11 protein-coding genes, 1 tRNA gene and 1 pseudogene are annotated in these 13,749 nt (G+C 74.1%); 10 read left to right on the top strand and 3 right to left on the bottom strand.

Annotated features, from left to right (window positions below; genetic code table 11):
* Positions 1-103 precede the first annotated feature (103 nt).
* The 9 genes from KYY02_RS08690 (at position 104) to KYY02_RS08650 (ending at position 9,281) form a co-directional block, all read left to right on the top strand.
* Entirely contained in the window at positions 104-1,267 is a 1,164-nt protein-coding gene (locus KYY02_RS08690) for an inositol-3-phosphate synthase (RefSeq protein WP_371237044.1), read from the top strand.
* Entirely contained in the window at positions 1,264-2,403 is a 1,140-nt protein-coding gene (locus KYY02_RS08685; RefSeq protein WP_371237043.1) for an SCO3242 family prenyltransferase, read from the top strand. Before KYY02_RS08690 ends, KYY02_RS08685 begins: the two co-directional genes overlap by 4 nt.
* A gap of 218 nt (positions 2,404-2,621) precedes the next feature.
* Complete coding sequence (locus KYY02_RS08680; RefSeq protein WP_371237118.1) at positions 2,622-3,551, top strand: sugar phosphate isomerase/epimerase family protein; 930 nt, start codon at positions 2,622-2,624, stop codon at positions 3,549-3,551.
* The gene (locus tag KYY02_RS08675; RefSeq protein ID WP_371237042.1) at positions 3,548-4,288 is read left to right on the top strand and encodes an EboA domain-containing protein; all 741 of its coding nucleotides are present in this window, start codon (positions 3,548-3,550) and stop codon (positions 4,286-4,288) included. The genes KYY02_RS08680 and KYY02_RS08675 overlap by 4 nt, the downstream gene beginning before the upstream one ends.
* A complete protein-coding gene (locus KYY02_RS08670) occupies positions 4,288-5,178 on the top strand; it encodes a TatD family hydrolase (protein WP_371237041.1) in 891 nt (296 codons plus the stop codon). Before KYY02_RS08675 ends, KYY02_RS08670 begins: the two co-directional genes overlap by 1 nt.
* Before the next feature lie 3 nt (positions 5,179-5,181).
* Complete coding sequence (gene eboE / locus KYY02_RS08665) at positions 5,182-6,351, top strand: metabolite traffic protein EboE (protein WP_371237040.1); 1,170 nt, start codon at positions 5,182-5,184, stop codon at positions 6,349-6,351.
* Positions 6,348-7,727, top strand: a complete 1,380-nt coding sequence (locus tag KYY02_RS08660) for an alkaline phosphatase family protein (protein WP_371237039.1) — start codon at positions 6,348-6,350, stop codon at positions 7,725-7,727. Before eboE ends, KYY02_RS08660 begins: the two co-directional genes overlap by 4 nt.
* Before the next feature lie 115 nt (positions 7,728-7,842).
* Positions 7,843-9,030 carry a sugar phosphate isomerase/epimerase family protein gene (locus tag KYY02_RS08655; protein ID WP_371237038.1) on the top strand — a complete coding sequence of 396 codons (1,188 nt, stop codon included), beginning with the start codon at positions 7,843-7,845 and terminating at the stop codon, positions 9,028-9,030.
* Between the two features lie 166 nt (positions 9,031-9,196).
* A tRNA-Leu gene (locus tag KYY02_RS08650) sits at positions 9,197-9,281 on the top strand.
* Between the two features lie 367 nt (positions 9,282-9,648).
* Here KYY02_RS08650 and KYY02_RS08645 read toward each other — a convergent pair.
* Together KYY02_RS08645 and KYY02_RS08640 are read right to left on the bottom strand one after the other, a co-directional pair.
* Positions 9,649-10,521, bottom strand: a complete 873-nt coding sequence (locus tag KYY02_RS08645; RefSeq protein ID WP_371237037.1) for a class I SAM-dependent methyltransferase — start codon at positions 10,519-10,521, stop codon at positions 9,649-9,651.
* A 128-nt stretch (positions 10,522-10,649) separates the two neighbouring features.
* A complete protein-coding gene (locus KYY02_RS08640) occupies positions 10,650-11,237 on the bottom strand; it encodes a helix-turn-helix domain-containing protein (RefSeq protein WP_371237036.1) in 588 nt (195 codons plus the stop codon).
* A gap of 384 nt (positions 11,238-11,621) precedes the next feature.
* On the opposite strand from KYY02_RS08640, the pseudogene KYY02_RS08635 reads away from it, so the two are divergent.
* Positions 11,622-11,876 (top strand): annotated as a pseudogene (locus KYY02_RS08635) (MFS transporter); the annotation flags it as partial.
* 436 nt (positions 11,877-12,312) lie between these two features.
* Here the strand turns inward: KYY02_RS08635 and KYY02_RS08630 are convergent.
* A complete protein-coding gene (locus KYY02_RS08630) occupies positions 12,313-13,719 on the bottom strand; it encodes an MFS transporter (RefSeq protein WP_371237035.1) in 1,407 nt (468 codons plus the stop codon).
* Positions 13,720-13,749 lie beyond the last annotated feature (30 nt).

Here is a 13,749-nt window from a genome sequence, read left to right as displayed (position 1 = left end):
GACGCCGGACCTCCGCCCGCCGTCCCGCCGGGCCCCGCGCCCGGCACCCCGCTCGTCCCCTCCGGCGCTCGCACCGGGTTCGCGTACGACAAGGAGGCTGCCCATGTCCGCCGAACCGTTCCTCCCCGCCCCCACCCCGGCTCCCCGCTTCGGCGTCTGGCTCATCGGCGCGCGCGGATCCGTCGCCACGACCGCGATCGCGGGCTGCGCCGCCGTCGCCGCCGGGCTCCACCCGCCGACCGGCATGGTGACCGAGACCGCCGACTTCACCTCCTGCGGCCTGCCGTCGCTGTCGTCCCTCGTCTTCGGTGGTCACGACACCCTCGACTGCCCGCTGCCCAAGCGTGCCGAGCACCTCGCCGACAGCGGCGTCCTGCCGCACGGCCTGCCGTCCGCGGTGCACGCCGAACTCGTCGCCGCCGACCGGGAGATCAGGCCCGGTGGCCCGCCGCCCGGTGACACCGGCCGCACCCAGGAGCAGTGGATCGAGGTGTTCGCGGCCGACATCCGCGACTTCGTGCACCGCCAGGGCCTCGCGGGCGCCGTCGTGATCAACGTCGCCTCCACCGAGCCGGCCCCCACCGACGACGCCCTGCCGCCCAGCTCCCTCTACGCGGCGGCCGCCCTGCACGCCGGCTGCCCCTACGTCAACTTCACCCCGTCCACGGGCCTGCACCACCCGGCGCTGGCTCCGCTCGCCGACTCCTCGGGCCTGCCGTACGCGGGCCGCGACGGCAAGACCGGGCAGACCCTGCTGCGCTCCGTGCTCGGTCCGATGTTCGTGCAGCGCGCCCTCGCCGTGCGCGCCTGGTCCGGCACGAACCTCCTGGGCGGCGGCGACGGCGCCGCCCTCGCCGACCCCGCTGCCGCCGCCGCCAAGAACGCCGGCAAGGAACGCGTCCTCGCCGACACCCTCGGCGCCGCCCCCGAGGGCGAGGTCCACATCGACGACGTGCCCGCGCTCGGCGACTGGAAGACGGCCTGGGACCACATCGCCTTCGACGGCTTCCTCGGCGCCCGGATGGTCCTCCAGACCACCTGGCAGGGCTGCGACTCGGCCCTCGCCGCCCCCCTCGTCCTCGACCTGGCCCGGCTGACCGCCCGCGCCCGGCAGCAGGGTCTGACCGGCCCGCTGAGCGGACTGGGCTTCTACTTCAAGGACCCGGTCGGCGACGGTCCGTCGTCCCTGGCCGAGCAGTACACGGAGCTGAGGCGTTTCGCCGGGCGGCTGCGGGACGGCGCCGACGACCGCGGGACACACCGATGAGCCGTACGACCGCCACGGCGAAGGCCGCACCCGCGCCGACGGCGACGGCCGGCCCGGCCCGCACCGGTAGGTGGGCCGAACGCCTGGGCCTGCCCGTGCTGTCCACCGTCGCCGGATCTGCCCTGGTGGGCGCGGCGACGGGCGGGGCGGTCCCCGGGGACGACGTCGCGTCCCGTACCCCGCGCCCGCGCTCGGGCCGCGCGGGCGCCTGGGCCGAACTGCTCCGGCTGCCCGCCCTCTTCACCGTCCCCGGCGACGCCCTGGCCGGCGCGGCGGCGGCCGGTGCGCGCCCCGGGCCGCGGACCCTGCTCGCGATCGGCTCCTCCATGTGCCTGTACGAGGCCGGCATGGTCCTGAACGACTGGGCGGACCGCGCCGAGGACGCCGTGGAGCGCCCGCACCGCCCGCTGCCGTCCGGCCGCGTCCGTCCGGCCGCCGCCCTCACCGCCGCCGGTGCCCTCACCGGTGCCGGACTGGCGCTCGCCGCCGGCGCGGGACGGCCCGCCCTCGCGGTGGCCGCGCCCCTGGCGGCGACCGTCTGGGCCTACGACCTCGCCCTGAAGCACACGCCCGCCGGTCCCGCTGCCATGGCCGCCGCCCGCGGACTCGACCTGCTCCTGGGCGCCGCGGCCACCGGCGACAGCACCCGTGCCGCACTGCCCTCCGCCGCGCTGCTCGGCGGCCACACCCTCGCGGTCACGGTGGTCTCCCGCCGGGAGACCACCGGCGGCTCGGCCCTGGCCCCGCTGGCGGCCCTCGCGACGACGGGGGCGCTGACCCGGCTGGTCACCCGCCGCACCCGACCCCCGGCAGGCCGGCGGGCAGCAGCCGCCCCCGGCCTGCCGGGCTCCGGCCCGGCCGAGGACACGTCCCGGACCACCGGCGTCCTCACCACCGCCCTGGGCGCCGTCTACGCCGCCACGGCCGCCCGGCCCTACGTCCACGCCACGCTCAACCCCTCACCCCCGCTCACCCAGCGCGCCGTCGGCGGCGGCGTCCGCGCCACGGTCCCGCTCCAGGCCGCACTCGCCGCCCGTTCCGGCGCGACCGCCACGTCCCTGCTGGTCGCGGCCCTGGCCCCGGCCGGCCGGATGTTCGCGAGAAGGGCCGGCATGAGGAAGGTGAGCATCACGTGAGCCGGAACCCGAACCAGGGCGCGGGCCGGGACGTCACCGGGGGCGGCCGTGCCCCGGCCCCGGAGGCGGACCGGGACGCGGGCGGCCACGCGGCCCGGCGGGCGAGCCGGGTGGCGAGCGGCGACGGGCACGCCCCGGGCCGGGACACGGACCGGGACGCGAGCGACCGCCCGGCCCGGGACACGGGCCGGGACACGGGCGCGGACCCGGCCCGGGAGGTGCGCCGTGACACGAACGGGTGCGCACGCACCCCCCTCCGCTTCGGCTACGGCACCAACGGCCTCGCCGACCTCCGCCTCGACGACGCCCTCGCCCTCCTCGCCGACCTCGGCTACGACGGCGTGGGCCTGACCCTCGACCACATGCACCTCGACCCGCTCGCCCCGGACCTCGCCGCCCGCACCCGCCGGGTGGCGCACCGGCTGGACGAGCTCGGGCTCGGCGTGACCGTGGAGACCGGCGCCCGCTACGTGCTCGACCCCCGCCGCAAGCACGGCCCCTCGCTGCTGGACGCCGGCCCGGACGACCGCGCCCGCCGCGTCGGCCTGCTCCTGCGGGCGGTCCGCGTCGCCGCCGACCTCGGCGCGCACGCCGTGCACTGCTTCAGCGGCGTCGTGCCCGCCGGCACCGACGAGGACACCGCCTGGAAACGCCTCGCCGAGACCCTCACCCCCGTCCTGGACGCCGCCGCCACCGCCGGCGTCCCCCTCGCCGTCGAACCCGAACCCGGCCACCTCCTCGCCACCCTCGCCGACTTCCACCACCTGCGCCGCACGCTCGGCGACCCCGAGCCCCTCGGCCTCACCCTGGACCTCGGCCACTGCCAGTGCCTCGAGCCCCTTCCGCCCGCCGACTGCGTACGCGACGCCGCCCCCTGGCTGCGCCACGTCCAGATCGAGGACATGCGCCGAGGCGTCCACGAACACCTCCCCCTCGGCGACGGCGAGATCGACTTCCCGCCCGTCCTCGCGGCCCTCGCCGCCACCGGCTACCAGGGCCTGACGGTCGTCGAACTGCCCCGCCACTCCCACGCGGGCCCCCACTTCGCCGCCCGCTCCCTCCCGTTCCTCCGCCACGCCGCCCCTTTTGTCCCCGACCCAGCGCACGGCGATCCCTCCGCCACCCCCGAAGGGAGCAGAACCCCATGACCCGCCCCCATGCCGCACCGGCCACCCCGGAGGCGGACACCACCGGCCGGCCGACGGCCCCCGGTGACGGCGCCGCTCCCGCCCTCACCCCGCCCGCCGAACTGCGCCGCCGCCTCGACGACCGGCTGGTCGGAGCCGCCCGCGTCTGGCTCGGCCAGGCCCTGGACGAGGCCGCCGCCCACCCCGGCACCCACGGGCCCGTCTCCGTGTGGGAGCTGCGCCTGGCCGAGGCCGGCCGCCGCTGCGGCCCCGCCCACGCCGACGCCGCCCGCGTCCTCATCCTGCACGCGGCCCACGCCGACGCCGACGCGCTGAGCCGGGTCTACTTCCAGGGCACCGCCGACGAACGCCGCGCCGTCCTGCACGCCCTGCCGCACCTCGTGCCCGACGACCCCGCCGCCCTCCCGCTCGTCGAGGACGCCCTGCGCACCAACGACCCCCGGCTGGCCGCCGCCGCCCTCGGCCCCTACGCCGCCCGGCACCTCGACGCCCACGCCTGGCGGCACGCGGTCCTGAAGTGCCTGTTCACCGGCGTCGGCCTCGACCACGTGGCGGACCTGGACCGGCGCGCCCGGGGCGACGGCGAACTCGCCCGCATGCTCGACGACTACGCCGCGGAACGCACCGCCGCCGGCCGCCCCGTCCCCGAGGACCTGCACCGCGTCCTGGCCCTGACCGGGTCCGCCCCCGCCGCCCCGCCGCACGGCACGGACGACCCCCACGGCAAGGAGTCCTGATGCGCATCTTCGACCCCCACATCCACATGACGTCGCGTACCACCGACGACTACGAGGCCATGTACGCCGCGGGCGTCCGCGCCGTGGTCGAGCCCTCCTTCTGGCTCGGCCAGCCCCGCACCTCCCCGGCCTCCTTCCTCGACTACTTCGACGCCCTCCTCGGCTGGGAACCCTTCCGCGCCGCCCAGTACGGCATCGCCCACCACTGCACGCTCGCCCTCAATCCGAAAGAGGCGAACGACCCGCGCTGCACACCCGTCCTCGACGCGCTGCCGCGGTATCTCGTCAAGGACAACGTGGTGGCCGTCGGCGAGATCGGCTACGACTCCATGACCCCCGCCGAGGACACCGCCCTCGCCGCCCAGCTCCAGCTCGCCGCCGACCACGGCCTGCCCGCGCTGGTGCACACCCCGCACCGCGACAAGCTCGCAGGACTGCGCCGCACCCTGGACGTCGTCCGCGAGTCCGCCCTGCCCGCCGACCGGGTCCTGGTCGACCACCTCAACGAGACCACCGTCGAGGAGGCCAAGGACAGCGGCGCCTGGCTCGGCTTCTCCGTCTACCCGGACACCAAGATGGACGAGGGACGGATGGTCGCGATCCTGCGCGCCTACGGTCCCGAGCGGGTCCTGGTGAACTCCGCCGCCGACTGGGGAAAGAGCGACCCCCTCAAGACCCGCAGGGTCGCCGACCTGATGCTCACCGAGGGCTTCACCGAGGACGACGTCGACCGGGTGCTGTGGCGCAACCCCGTCGCCTTCTACGGGCTCAGCGGCCGCCTGAACCTCGACGTCGACGCCGCCGGCGCCACCCACGAGGGCAACTCCATCCTGCGCGGCGCGCCGAAGGACGGACCCCAGCCGGCCGGCGTCCCCGTCACGGAGGCGTGAGCCATGCGCTTCCGCCACCCCGACGGCTCCACCGTCCACCTCGCCTACTGCACCAACGTGCACCCCGCCGAAACCCTGGACGGTGTCCTCGCCCAGCTCCGCGACCACTGCGAGCCGGTCCGCCGCCGCCTCGGCCGGGACAGGCTCGGCATCGGCCTGTGGCTCGCCAGGGACGCCGCGCACGCCCTCGTCACCGACCCCGCCGCCCTGCGCGGACTGCGCTGCGCACTCGAACGGCGCGGCCTGGAGGTCGTCACCCTCAACGGCTTCCCCTACCAGGGCTTCGGCTCCGGAGAGGTCAAGCACCGCGTCTACAAACCCGACTGGGCCGACCCCGAGCGCCTGGAGCACACCACCTCCCTGGCCCGCGTCCTCGCCGGACTCCTCCCCGACGACGTCACCGACGGCAGCATCTCCACCCTGCCGCTGGCCTGGCGCACCGCCTACGACGAGCAGCGCGCACAGACGGCCCGCACCGCCCTGCGCACCCTCGCCGAACGCCTCGACGCCCTGGAGGAACTGACCGGACGCTCCGTCCGCGTCGCCCTGGAACCGGAACCCGGCTGTGTCGTCGAGACCACCCGTGACGCCATCGCACCGCTCACCGCGATCGCCCACGACCGCGTCGGCGTCTGCGTCGACACCTGCCACCTCGCCACCTCCTTCGAAGACCCGCACACCGCCCTGGACGACCTCGCCCGGGCCGGCGTGCCCGTGGTCAAGTCCCAGCTCTCCGCCGCCCTGCACGCCGAACAGCCCCACCTCCCCGAGGTCCGCGAGGCCCTGGCCGCCTTCGCCGAACCCCGCTTCCTGCACCAGACCCGCACCTCCACCCCCGCAGGCCCGCGCGGCACCGACGACCTCGACGAGGCCCTGGCCGGCGACGCACTGCCCGACGCGGCTCCCTGGCGGTCCCACTTCCACGTCCCGCTGCACGCGGCCCCCGCGGCGCCCCTCACCTCCACGCTGCCCGTCCTGGAATCCGTCCTGACCCGGCTCGTCGGCGGCCCGCACCCCCTCACCCGCCACCTCGAGGTCGAGACCTACACCTGGCAGGCCCTCCCACCCGAGCTGCGCCCCCGCGGACGCGCCCAGCTCGCCGACGGCATCGCCGCCGAACTCGCCCTGGCCCGCGACCTCCTGACGGACCTCGGCCTGAAGGAGCTCCCATGACCGGTCCCACCCCCCTTCTCGTCCTCGACGTCGTGGGCCTCACCCCCCGCCTCCTCGACCACATGCCCCACCTCGAGGCGCTCGGCCGATCCGGCTCCCGCGCCCCCCTCGGCACCGTCCTGCCCGCCGTCACCTGCGCCGCCCAGTCCACCTTCCTCACCGGCACCACGCCCTCGGAACACGGCATCGTCGGCAACGGCTGGTACTTCCGCGAGCTCGGCGACGTACTGCTGTGGCGGCAGCACAACGGCCTCGTCGCCGGCGACAAGCTCTGGGACGCCGCCCGCCGCGCCCACCCCGGCTACACCGTCGCCAACATCTGCTGGTGGTACGCCATGGGCGCCGACACCGACACCACCGTCACCCCCCGCCCCGTCTACTACGCCGACGGCCGCAAGGAACCCGACTGCTACACCCGGCCGCCCGCCCTGCACGACGAACTCACCGAGAAGCTCGGCACCTTCCCCCTCTTCCACTTCTGGGGACCCGGCGCCGACCTGGTCTCCAGCCAGTGGATCATCGACGCCACCCGCCACATCATGCGCACCCGCCACCCCGACCTGACCCTCTGCTACCTCCCTCACCTCGACTACGACCTGCAGCGCTTCGGCCCCGACGACCCGCGCTCCCTGAAGGCGGCCGCCGACCTCGACGCCGCCGTGGCCCCGCTCCTCGACGACGCCCGCGCCGAGGGCCGTACCGTCGTCGCCCTGTCCGAGTACGGCATCACCCGCGTGAACCGGCCCGTGGACATCAACCGCGCCCTGCGCCGCGCCGGCCTCCTCGAGGTCCACACCCAGGACGGCATGGAGTACCTCGACCCGATGGCCTCCCGCGCCTTCGCGGTCGCCGACCACCAGCTCGCCCACGTCTACGTGCGCCGCCCCGAGGACCTCGACGCCACCCGCGCCGCCCTCGACGGACTGCCCGGCATCGAGCGACTCCTCGACGACGAGGGCAAGAAGACCCACCATCTGGACCACCCGCGCGCCGGCGAACTGGTCGCCGTCGCCGAACCCGACGCCTGGTTCACGTACTACTACTGGCTCGACGACGACCGCGCACCCGACTTCGCGCGACTCGTCGAGATCCACCGCAAACCCGGCTACGACCCGGTCGAGCTCTTCATGGACCCCCTCGACCCCTACGTCAAGGTCAAGGCGGCCACCGCACTGGCACGCAAGAAGCTCGGCATGCGCTACCGCATGGCGGTCGTGCCCCTGGACCCCTCACCTATTCGCGGCAGCCACGGCCGCCTCCCCGCGAGCGACGACGACGGTCCGCTCCTCATCTGCTCCACCCCCCGCGCCGTCGGGGACCGCGTCGCGGCCACCGATGTCAAACAACTCCTGCTCCGGCTCGCCGGACTCGGCTGACACCGCACCACACACGGCCGCCGACATCCGACTACCGAGAGTGAAACACACGGCACTGACAACGGCCGGTCCCGGCGGGACCGGAGCCGGCCACGACCGAGAAGGCAGGCCACTCGTGACCCCGTACTCCGACCCCTCACGCACCGAAGCCGCCGGCACCCCGGACGAGGGACTGCGCCGCACCCTCGGTGTGGACCGGCGCCGTTTCCTCGGCACCTGCACCGCCGTGGCGGCCGGAGCCGTCGCCGCCCCCGTCTTCGGCGCCGCCCCCGCCCTGGCCCACGACCGGGGCAGGGACCACGGCCACGGACACGGGCGCGGACAGGTGCTCGTCCCGCCGCACAAGCGCGGCATCATCCTCTACACCGTCCGTGACGCCACCGCCCGCGACCCCCTCGCGAGCGACCTGCCCTCCGGCTTCCGCGAGGTGTTCAAGCAGCTGGCCCGCCACGGCTACCGCCAGGTGGAGTTCGCCGGCTACCGCCAGCACGCCAACGCGCCCGGCGGTGACAACCTGGAATCCGTCCAGGGTGCCAGGCTGCTGCGCCGCTGGCTCGACGACCACGGGCTGCGCGCCCAGGGCAACCACGGCTTCGTCCCGCCCTCCTGGCCGCTCACCACGGCCGACAAGGACACCTTCAAGAAGCACCTGGAGATCGCCAACATCCTCGGCATGGACCACATGGGCACCGGCGGCGACCCCACCGGAAGCTCCTACCGCGCCGACTGGGACGTGGCCGCCGACAAGTGGAACGCCCTCGGAGAGATCGCCCGGTGCGAGGGCATCAAGCTCTACACCCACAACCACGACAGCGCCTACGGCTTCCTGCTCGACGGCGGTCCGCTGGACGACCGGGGCCGGCCGACCCGCAGCTCCGGCATCCGGAAGCTGGAGTACTTCCTGAAGGTCACCGATCCCCGGCTCGTCTGGCTGGAGATGGACATCTTCTGGGCGCACGTCGCCCAGTACAAGTTCCACACGTACACCGCCCACGACGGCTCCACCCGAAGGGAGGTCTTCGACCCGGCCGGCCTGGTCGCCCGCAACAACAAGCGCTACCCGCTGTTCCACGCCAAGGACGGCGTCGTCAGCACGACCAACGGCATGGGCTACGACATGGTGCCCTTCGGAACGGGCGTCATCGACTACACGACGTTCTTCTCCCGCGTCGGGCAGCGGAACTACCACAACCCGATGGTCGAGGACGACAACTCCCCGAGCGCCACCGACCCGGCGCAGTCGCTGCGCGAGGCCAAGATCAGCTACGACAACCTGGCGGCCCTGCGCGGGCGGCGCCGCTGAGCGTCCCGGCCCACGCCCCGGCGCACGTCACCGCCCGGACACCTACCGTGCCCCCGCCCACCGCCGCCCGCAGGCACGGAAAACGCAGGTGAAAGGTGCTGCGAAACCTTGGTATGGTTGTCCGTGTCGCCACGGGGGAGCACCCCGCCGAGGCGACGCACACCTTGTCCGGGTGGCGGAATGGCAGACGCGCTAGCTTGAGGTGCTAGTGCCCTTTATCGGGCGTGGGGGTTCAAGTCCCCCCTCGGACACATCGCTCCACCGATGGCCCCGACCGAAGCGGTCGGGGCCATCGGTTGTTCTCGTTTCGCCGAGGCCGGTACACACCGCCGGGACTCACCGGGGGAAGTGCACGTGGAGCGGCTCGCCGCGGGCAGGGTATGGCGCGGCAGGCACCGGCTGGACCGGATCCTGGGCAAGGGGGGAAGGTGAAGGACGCGGCGAACTCGGCGGGAGCCGCGGGGGCGGAGGGCCGGAACCGCTGCGGGGAGGAAGGGCTGTGCATGCCGCCGGCATGATGGCCGCGACCGGCGCGCCACCAGCAACGACGCCTGTACGGAGGTGTGCTGTACACGGGTTCGGTGGCGGGCCCGCCCTGGCGGCAGGAACCATCCGTGGTCAGGTGCGGCGGGCGGCCCAGACGGTGCGCTCGGTGCGTACCGTCAGGTCGTCGCGGCGCAGGATGCTGTGCGGACCGCCGGTGTCGAGGAGCCGGTCGAGCGCGGTGAGGTCCTCGGGGGAGAGCCCCGTTGCGATGGCGCTGCGGATGCGCTGCAGGACGCCGGTGGCGTAGCGGCCGATCGCTTCGCTGCGCGAGCCTTCGAGGTTCACGGCGACGGTGCGTTCGCCCTCGACGGTGAAGCCGGCTGCGGTCAGCATCGGGCCCCAGTCGGCGCCGCGGTGGGGCAGGTGCGCTGCCTGGCGGCGGTCGGCTGCGGCGTGGACGCGCTCTTCCAGACCGGGCCGGTCCTCGGGGGCGTTCTCGGGCAGGAAGCGGGGGTGGCCGGCCAGTTCGACGACGGCGAACAAGCCGCCGGGCGCGAGCACGTCGTGAACGTTGCGCAGTGTGCGGTCGGGTCGGGCCATGTGGTGCATCGAGGCCGACGCCCAGACCAGGTCCGGTGAGCCGAGGTCGGGCCAGGCCGCTTCGTCGAGGTCGGCCCGCACCGTGCGCACGCGTTCCTCGACGCCGCGGGCGCGCGCCTTGGTGCGCAGACGCTGCAGGTGTTCGGCGGAGGCGTCGACGGCGATGACGTGTGCGTCGGGGAAGCGGTCGAGGAGGGCGAAGGTGCCTGCGCCCGTGCCGCAGCCCAGGTCCACGATGTGGTGCGGGGTGGTCCGCAGCGGCAGCCACGCGGTGAGGGAGGCGGTGTGCTCGGTGAGGATCTCGGCGTCCAGGTCGAGGATCTCCGCCTGGCCGTTTGTCGCGTGTTCGTGGGGGTGACCGTGCGGAGCGCCGTGGCGGGGGGCGGGGGTGTGGGCGTGGTTCATGTCCTTCACGCTAGGGCGAATATGCGTATGCGGCATGAAGTATCCCGGTTCACGCAAGACGATGGCCGAGGGCGTTGCCCGACGCGCAAGAGGACACCGCCGGGGAGGGCCGTCATGCGGCCTCGCCGTCACCCGGGAGCGCCCTGGGAGTCGTCGCTGTCGCTCTGGTGGCCGCGGCGGGCGTCGCGGTCGAAGATGCCCAGGATCTCGCAGGGTCCGCCGTCGGCGCCGATCGCGTGCGGCATCATCGTGGGGAACTCGGCGGCCTGATGGGTCTCGAGGCGGAAGCGGCGGTGGCCGAGCACGAGGATCGCCGTGCCGGACAGGACGACGAGCCATTCGCGTCCCGGGTGGGCGCGCATGCGCGCCGGGTTCTCGGGGGGCGGTCCGGTCATGCGCTGGCGCACCACGCTCATCCCGGGGTCGGCCTTGACGGTCCAGCGCATCCGGCCGTGGGCGCCGTCGATCGTCGGGCTGGTGACGACGTCCTCGGTTGCGGTCTCCACGAGCTGATCGAGCGTGGTGTCCAGGGCGCGGGCGAGGGTGACCAGCTGGTCCAGCGCGAGGCGGCGCCGGCCGTTCTCGATGCGGCTCAGCGAGGACTGGCTGAGGTGGGCGCGGGAGGCCAGTTCCTCCAGGGACCAGCCCTGCGCCACCCGCAGGGCGCGGATGCGTTTGCGTACGAGGCTGTCCAGATCTTCGTCTTCTTGCGTCATGAGCAACACTCTATGCCTGAGGGGCAAACCCGGCTCGGCGTCGTGTGCAGACGGTCCGCAGCGTCCGGGACCGGCGCACGAGAGGGACAGGAGGCCATGGCTGTGACGACTTCCCCGTACGCGAGCGACGCGCTGCCCGGCGGGACCGCGGTCGCCACCCGGGGGAGGCCCGTACCGAGGCCCCGAACGGTCCGAAGCCGCCGGTGCGGGACCTGTCCGACGACACGGGCCGCGGCTTCGTCCTCAGGGCGGGGCCCCAGCCCTCCGACATCCGGCGCGGCACCGACCGCCGTACGTCCTCGACGCGTACGGCGGCCCGGGCCCCGTCCACCCCCCTTCACCCGGCGACCGGTCCCGCCCCGGCATGCCCTCCGAGAGGAGTCCATGAGTACGAACCAGCCCGTACCGGCCGCGCAGGCCAGTGACCGGGGTGCCCCCGACGCGCGCCGGCTGCGCATGATCCTGACCACCGTCTCCATCGCCCTGATGGCGGTCATCGCCTCGGTGACCGGACTGAACGTCGCGCAGACCCACATGGCCGTGGAACTCGGCGCCTCCCAGAGCACGGTCCTGTGGATCATCAACATCTACACCCTCGCCCTGGCCGCGCTGCTGCTGCCGCTCGGCGCCCTGGGCGACCCGCCGCAGGCGGTGGACAGCCTGGCCGCCGTGCGCGACGCCTCGGCCACCCCGGCGACGACTCGCCGCGCCACTGGCGGCGGGTCGACCTCGGCCGCTTCATCGCCGCGGAGCGCTACCGGCCCAGCCTCGCCCTGACCGACGCGGGCCGCCCCGAGGAGGCCCGTGTCCTCCTCACCGCCGCCGACGCCGTACTCGGCGAGCTCTCGGGCAACGCCGCCGAGGGCGTCCGCGAGCTCGCCGAGCGGACCGCCGCACGAGTGCGGAAGGTCGACTGAGGACGGGCACGGCGAGGGTGAGCCGGTAGTGGATGAGGGGCGGGTACAGGGACAGGAGTTGCGGAACGGAGATGTCCACCTGCGGCCGGGCCGAAGACACCGAGGCCCTCCGCGCCCGGTGCACGGGTGCGGAGGGCCTCGGCGGGCCGCCGGACGGTTCAGCGGGCCGCGGTGGCGGCGGGAGCCTCGGCCTGGTCGAGGCCGGCAGGGGCCTCGCCCTCGTCGAGGCCGACGTCCTTCGTCTCCTTGCCCAGCAGCAGCGCGACCAGGGTCAGCAGCGCCATCGCGGAGAGGTAGACGCCGACCAGCCACGGCGAGCCGTCGCCGGCCTGCCACAGGGCGACCGCTATGAACGGGGCGACGGCCGCGCCGAGGATCGAGCTGACGTTGTAGGAGATCCCGGAGCCCGTGTAGCGCACGCTCGTCGGGAAGAGTTCCGGCAGCAGCGCGCCCATCGGGCCGAACGTCATGCCCATCAGCGTGAAGCCGAGCACCAGCCACAGCACCACGCCCGGCGTGCCCAGGCCGATCAGCGGCACCCACACCAGCCCGAAGACCAGGATCCCGGCGGTGACCGCGATCAGCGTGGAGCGCCGGCCGTACCTGTCCGCGAGCGGACCGGAGACCAGGGTGAACACGGCGAAGAACAGCACCCCGAAGATCATCATCAGGACGAAGGTGGTGTAGCTGTACCCCAGGCCGGGCACGGCGGCGTCCTCGGGCGTACGGCCGTAGCTCAGCGAGAACGTGGTCATCAGGTAGAAGAGCACGTACGTCGCCAGCATGAAGAAGGTACCGAGGAGCAGTTGCTTCCAGTGGCTGCGGAAGACGGTGGCCAGCGGCAGCTTGCGCACCAGTCCGGCCTCGCGGGTCCTGGAGAAGACGGGCGCCTCCACCAGGCGCATGCGCACCCACAGGCCGATCGCGACCATCACCGCGGAGAACAGGAACGGGATGCGCCAGCCCCAGCTCAGGAAGGCCTCCGAGGGCTGGGACGGGTCGGCGCCCGCCGTGGACGGCAGCAGCGCGCCGATGATCAGGAAGAGCCCGTTGCCGATGATGAAGCCGAGCGGGGCGCCCAGTTGCGGAAACGTGCCGTAGAGGGCGCGCTTGCCCTTCGGGGCGTTCTCGGTGGCGACCAGGGCCGCGCCGCTCCACTCGCCGCCGAGTGCGAAGCCCTGCGCGAGCCGCATCAGCACCAGCAGCGCGGTGGCGACCCAGCCGGCCTGCGCGTAGGTGGGCAGTACGCCGATGAGGAAGGTGGCGATGCCCATGGTGAGAAGCGAGGCCACCAGCGTGCCCTTGCGGCCGAGCCGGTCGCCGAGGTGTCCGAAGACCACGGCGCCGATCGGGCGGGCGACCATCGCGGCGCCGAACACCGCGAAGGACGACAGCAGCGCCGTCGTCGGGTCGCTGCTCGGGAAGAAGAGCTTGGGGAAGACCAGGACGGCGGCGGTCGCGTAGATGTAGAAGTCGTAGAACTCGATCGTCGTGCCGATGAGGCTCGCGATGAGGACCCGGGACCGAGAGTTGACGGGGGCCGGGCCGGTGGTTGGTGCGGGCATTTCACGGTCTTTCCGGGGAGGAACGGTCAC

This window comes from Streptomyces pimonensis, assembly GCF_041380215.1.
Lineage (GTDB): Bacteria > Actinomycetota > Actinomycetes > Streptomycetales > Streptomycetaceae > Streptomyces > Streptomyces pimonensis.
The sequence above is the reverse complement of the archived record's forward strand: the minus strand, read 5'-3'. Positions and strand labels throughout refer to the sequence as shown.

Coding starts and splice junctions, on each gene's coding strand:
- KYY02_RS08670 (WP_371237041.1), top strand. CDS start 4,288: ATGCGCATCTTCGACCCCCACATCCACATGACGTCGCGTACCACCGAC.
- eboE (WP_371237040.1), top strand. CDS start 5,182: ATGCGCTTCCGCCACCCCGACGGCTCCACCGTCCACCTCGCCTACTGC.
- KYY02_RS08675 (WP_371237042.1), top strand. CDS start 3,548: ATGACCCGCCCCCATGCCGCACCGGCCACCCCGGAGGCGGACACCACC.
- KYY02_RS08645 (WP_371237037.1), bottom strand. CDS start 10,521: ATGAACCACGCCCACACCCCCGCCCCCCGCCACGGCGCTCCGCACGGT.
- KYY02_RS08640 (WP_371237036.1), bottom strand. CDS start 11,237: ATGACGCAAGAAGACGAAGATCTGGACAGCCTCGTACGCAAACGCATC.
- KYY02_RS08660 (WP_371237039.1), top strand. CDS start 6,348: ATGACCGGTCCCACCCCCCTTCTCGTCCTCGACGTCGTGGGCCTCACC.
- KYY02_RS08630 (WP_371237035.1), bottom strand. CDS start 13,719: ATGCCCGCACCAACCACCGGCCCGGCCCCCGTCAACTCTCGGTCCCGG.
- KYY02_RS08685 (WP_371237043.1), top strand. CDS start 1,264: ATGAGCCGTACGACCGCCACGGCGAAGGCCGCACCCGCGCCGACGGCG.
- KYY02_RS08690 (WP_371237044.1), top strand. CDS start 104: ATGTCCGCCGAACCGTTCCTCCCCGCCCCCACCCCGGCTCCCCGCTTC.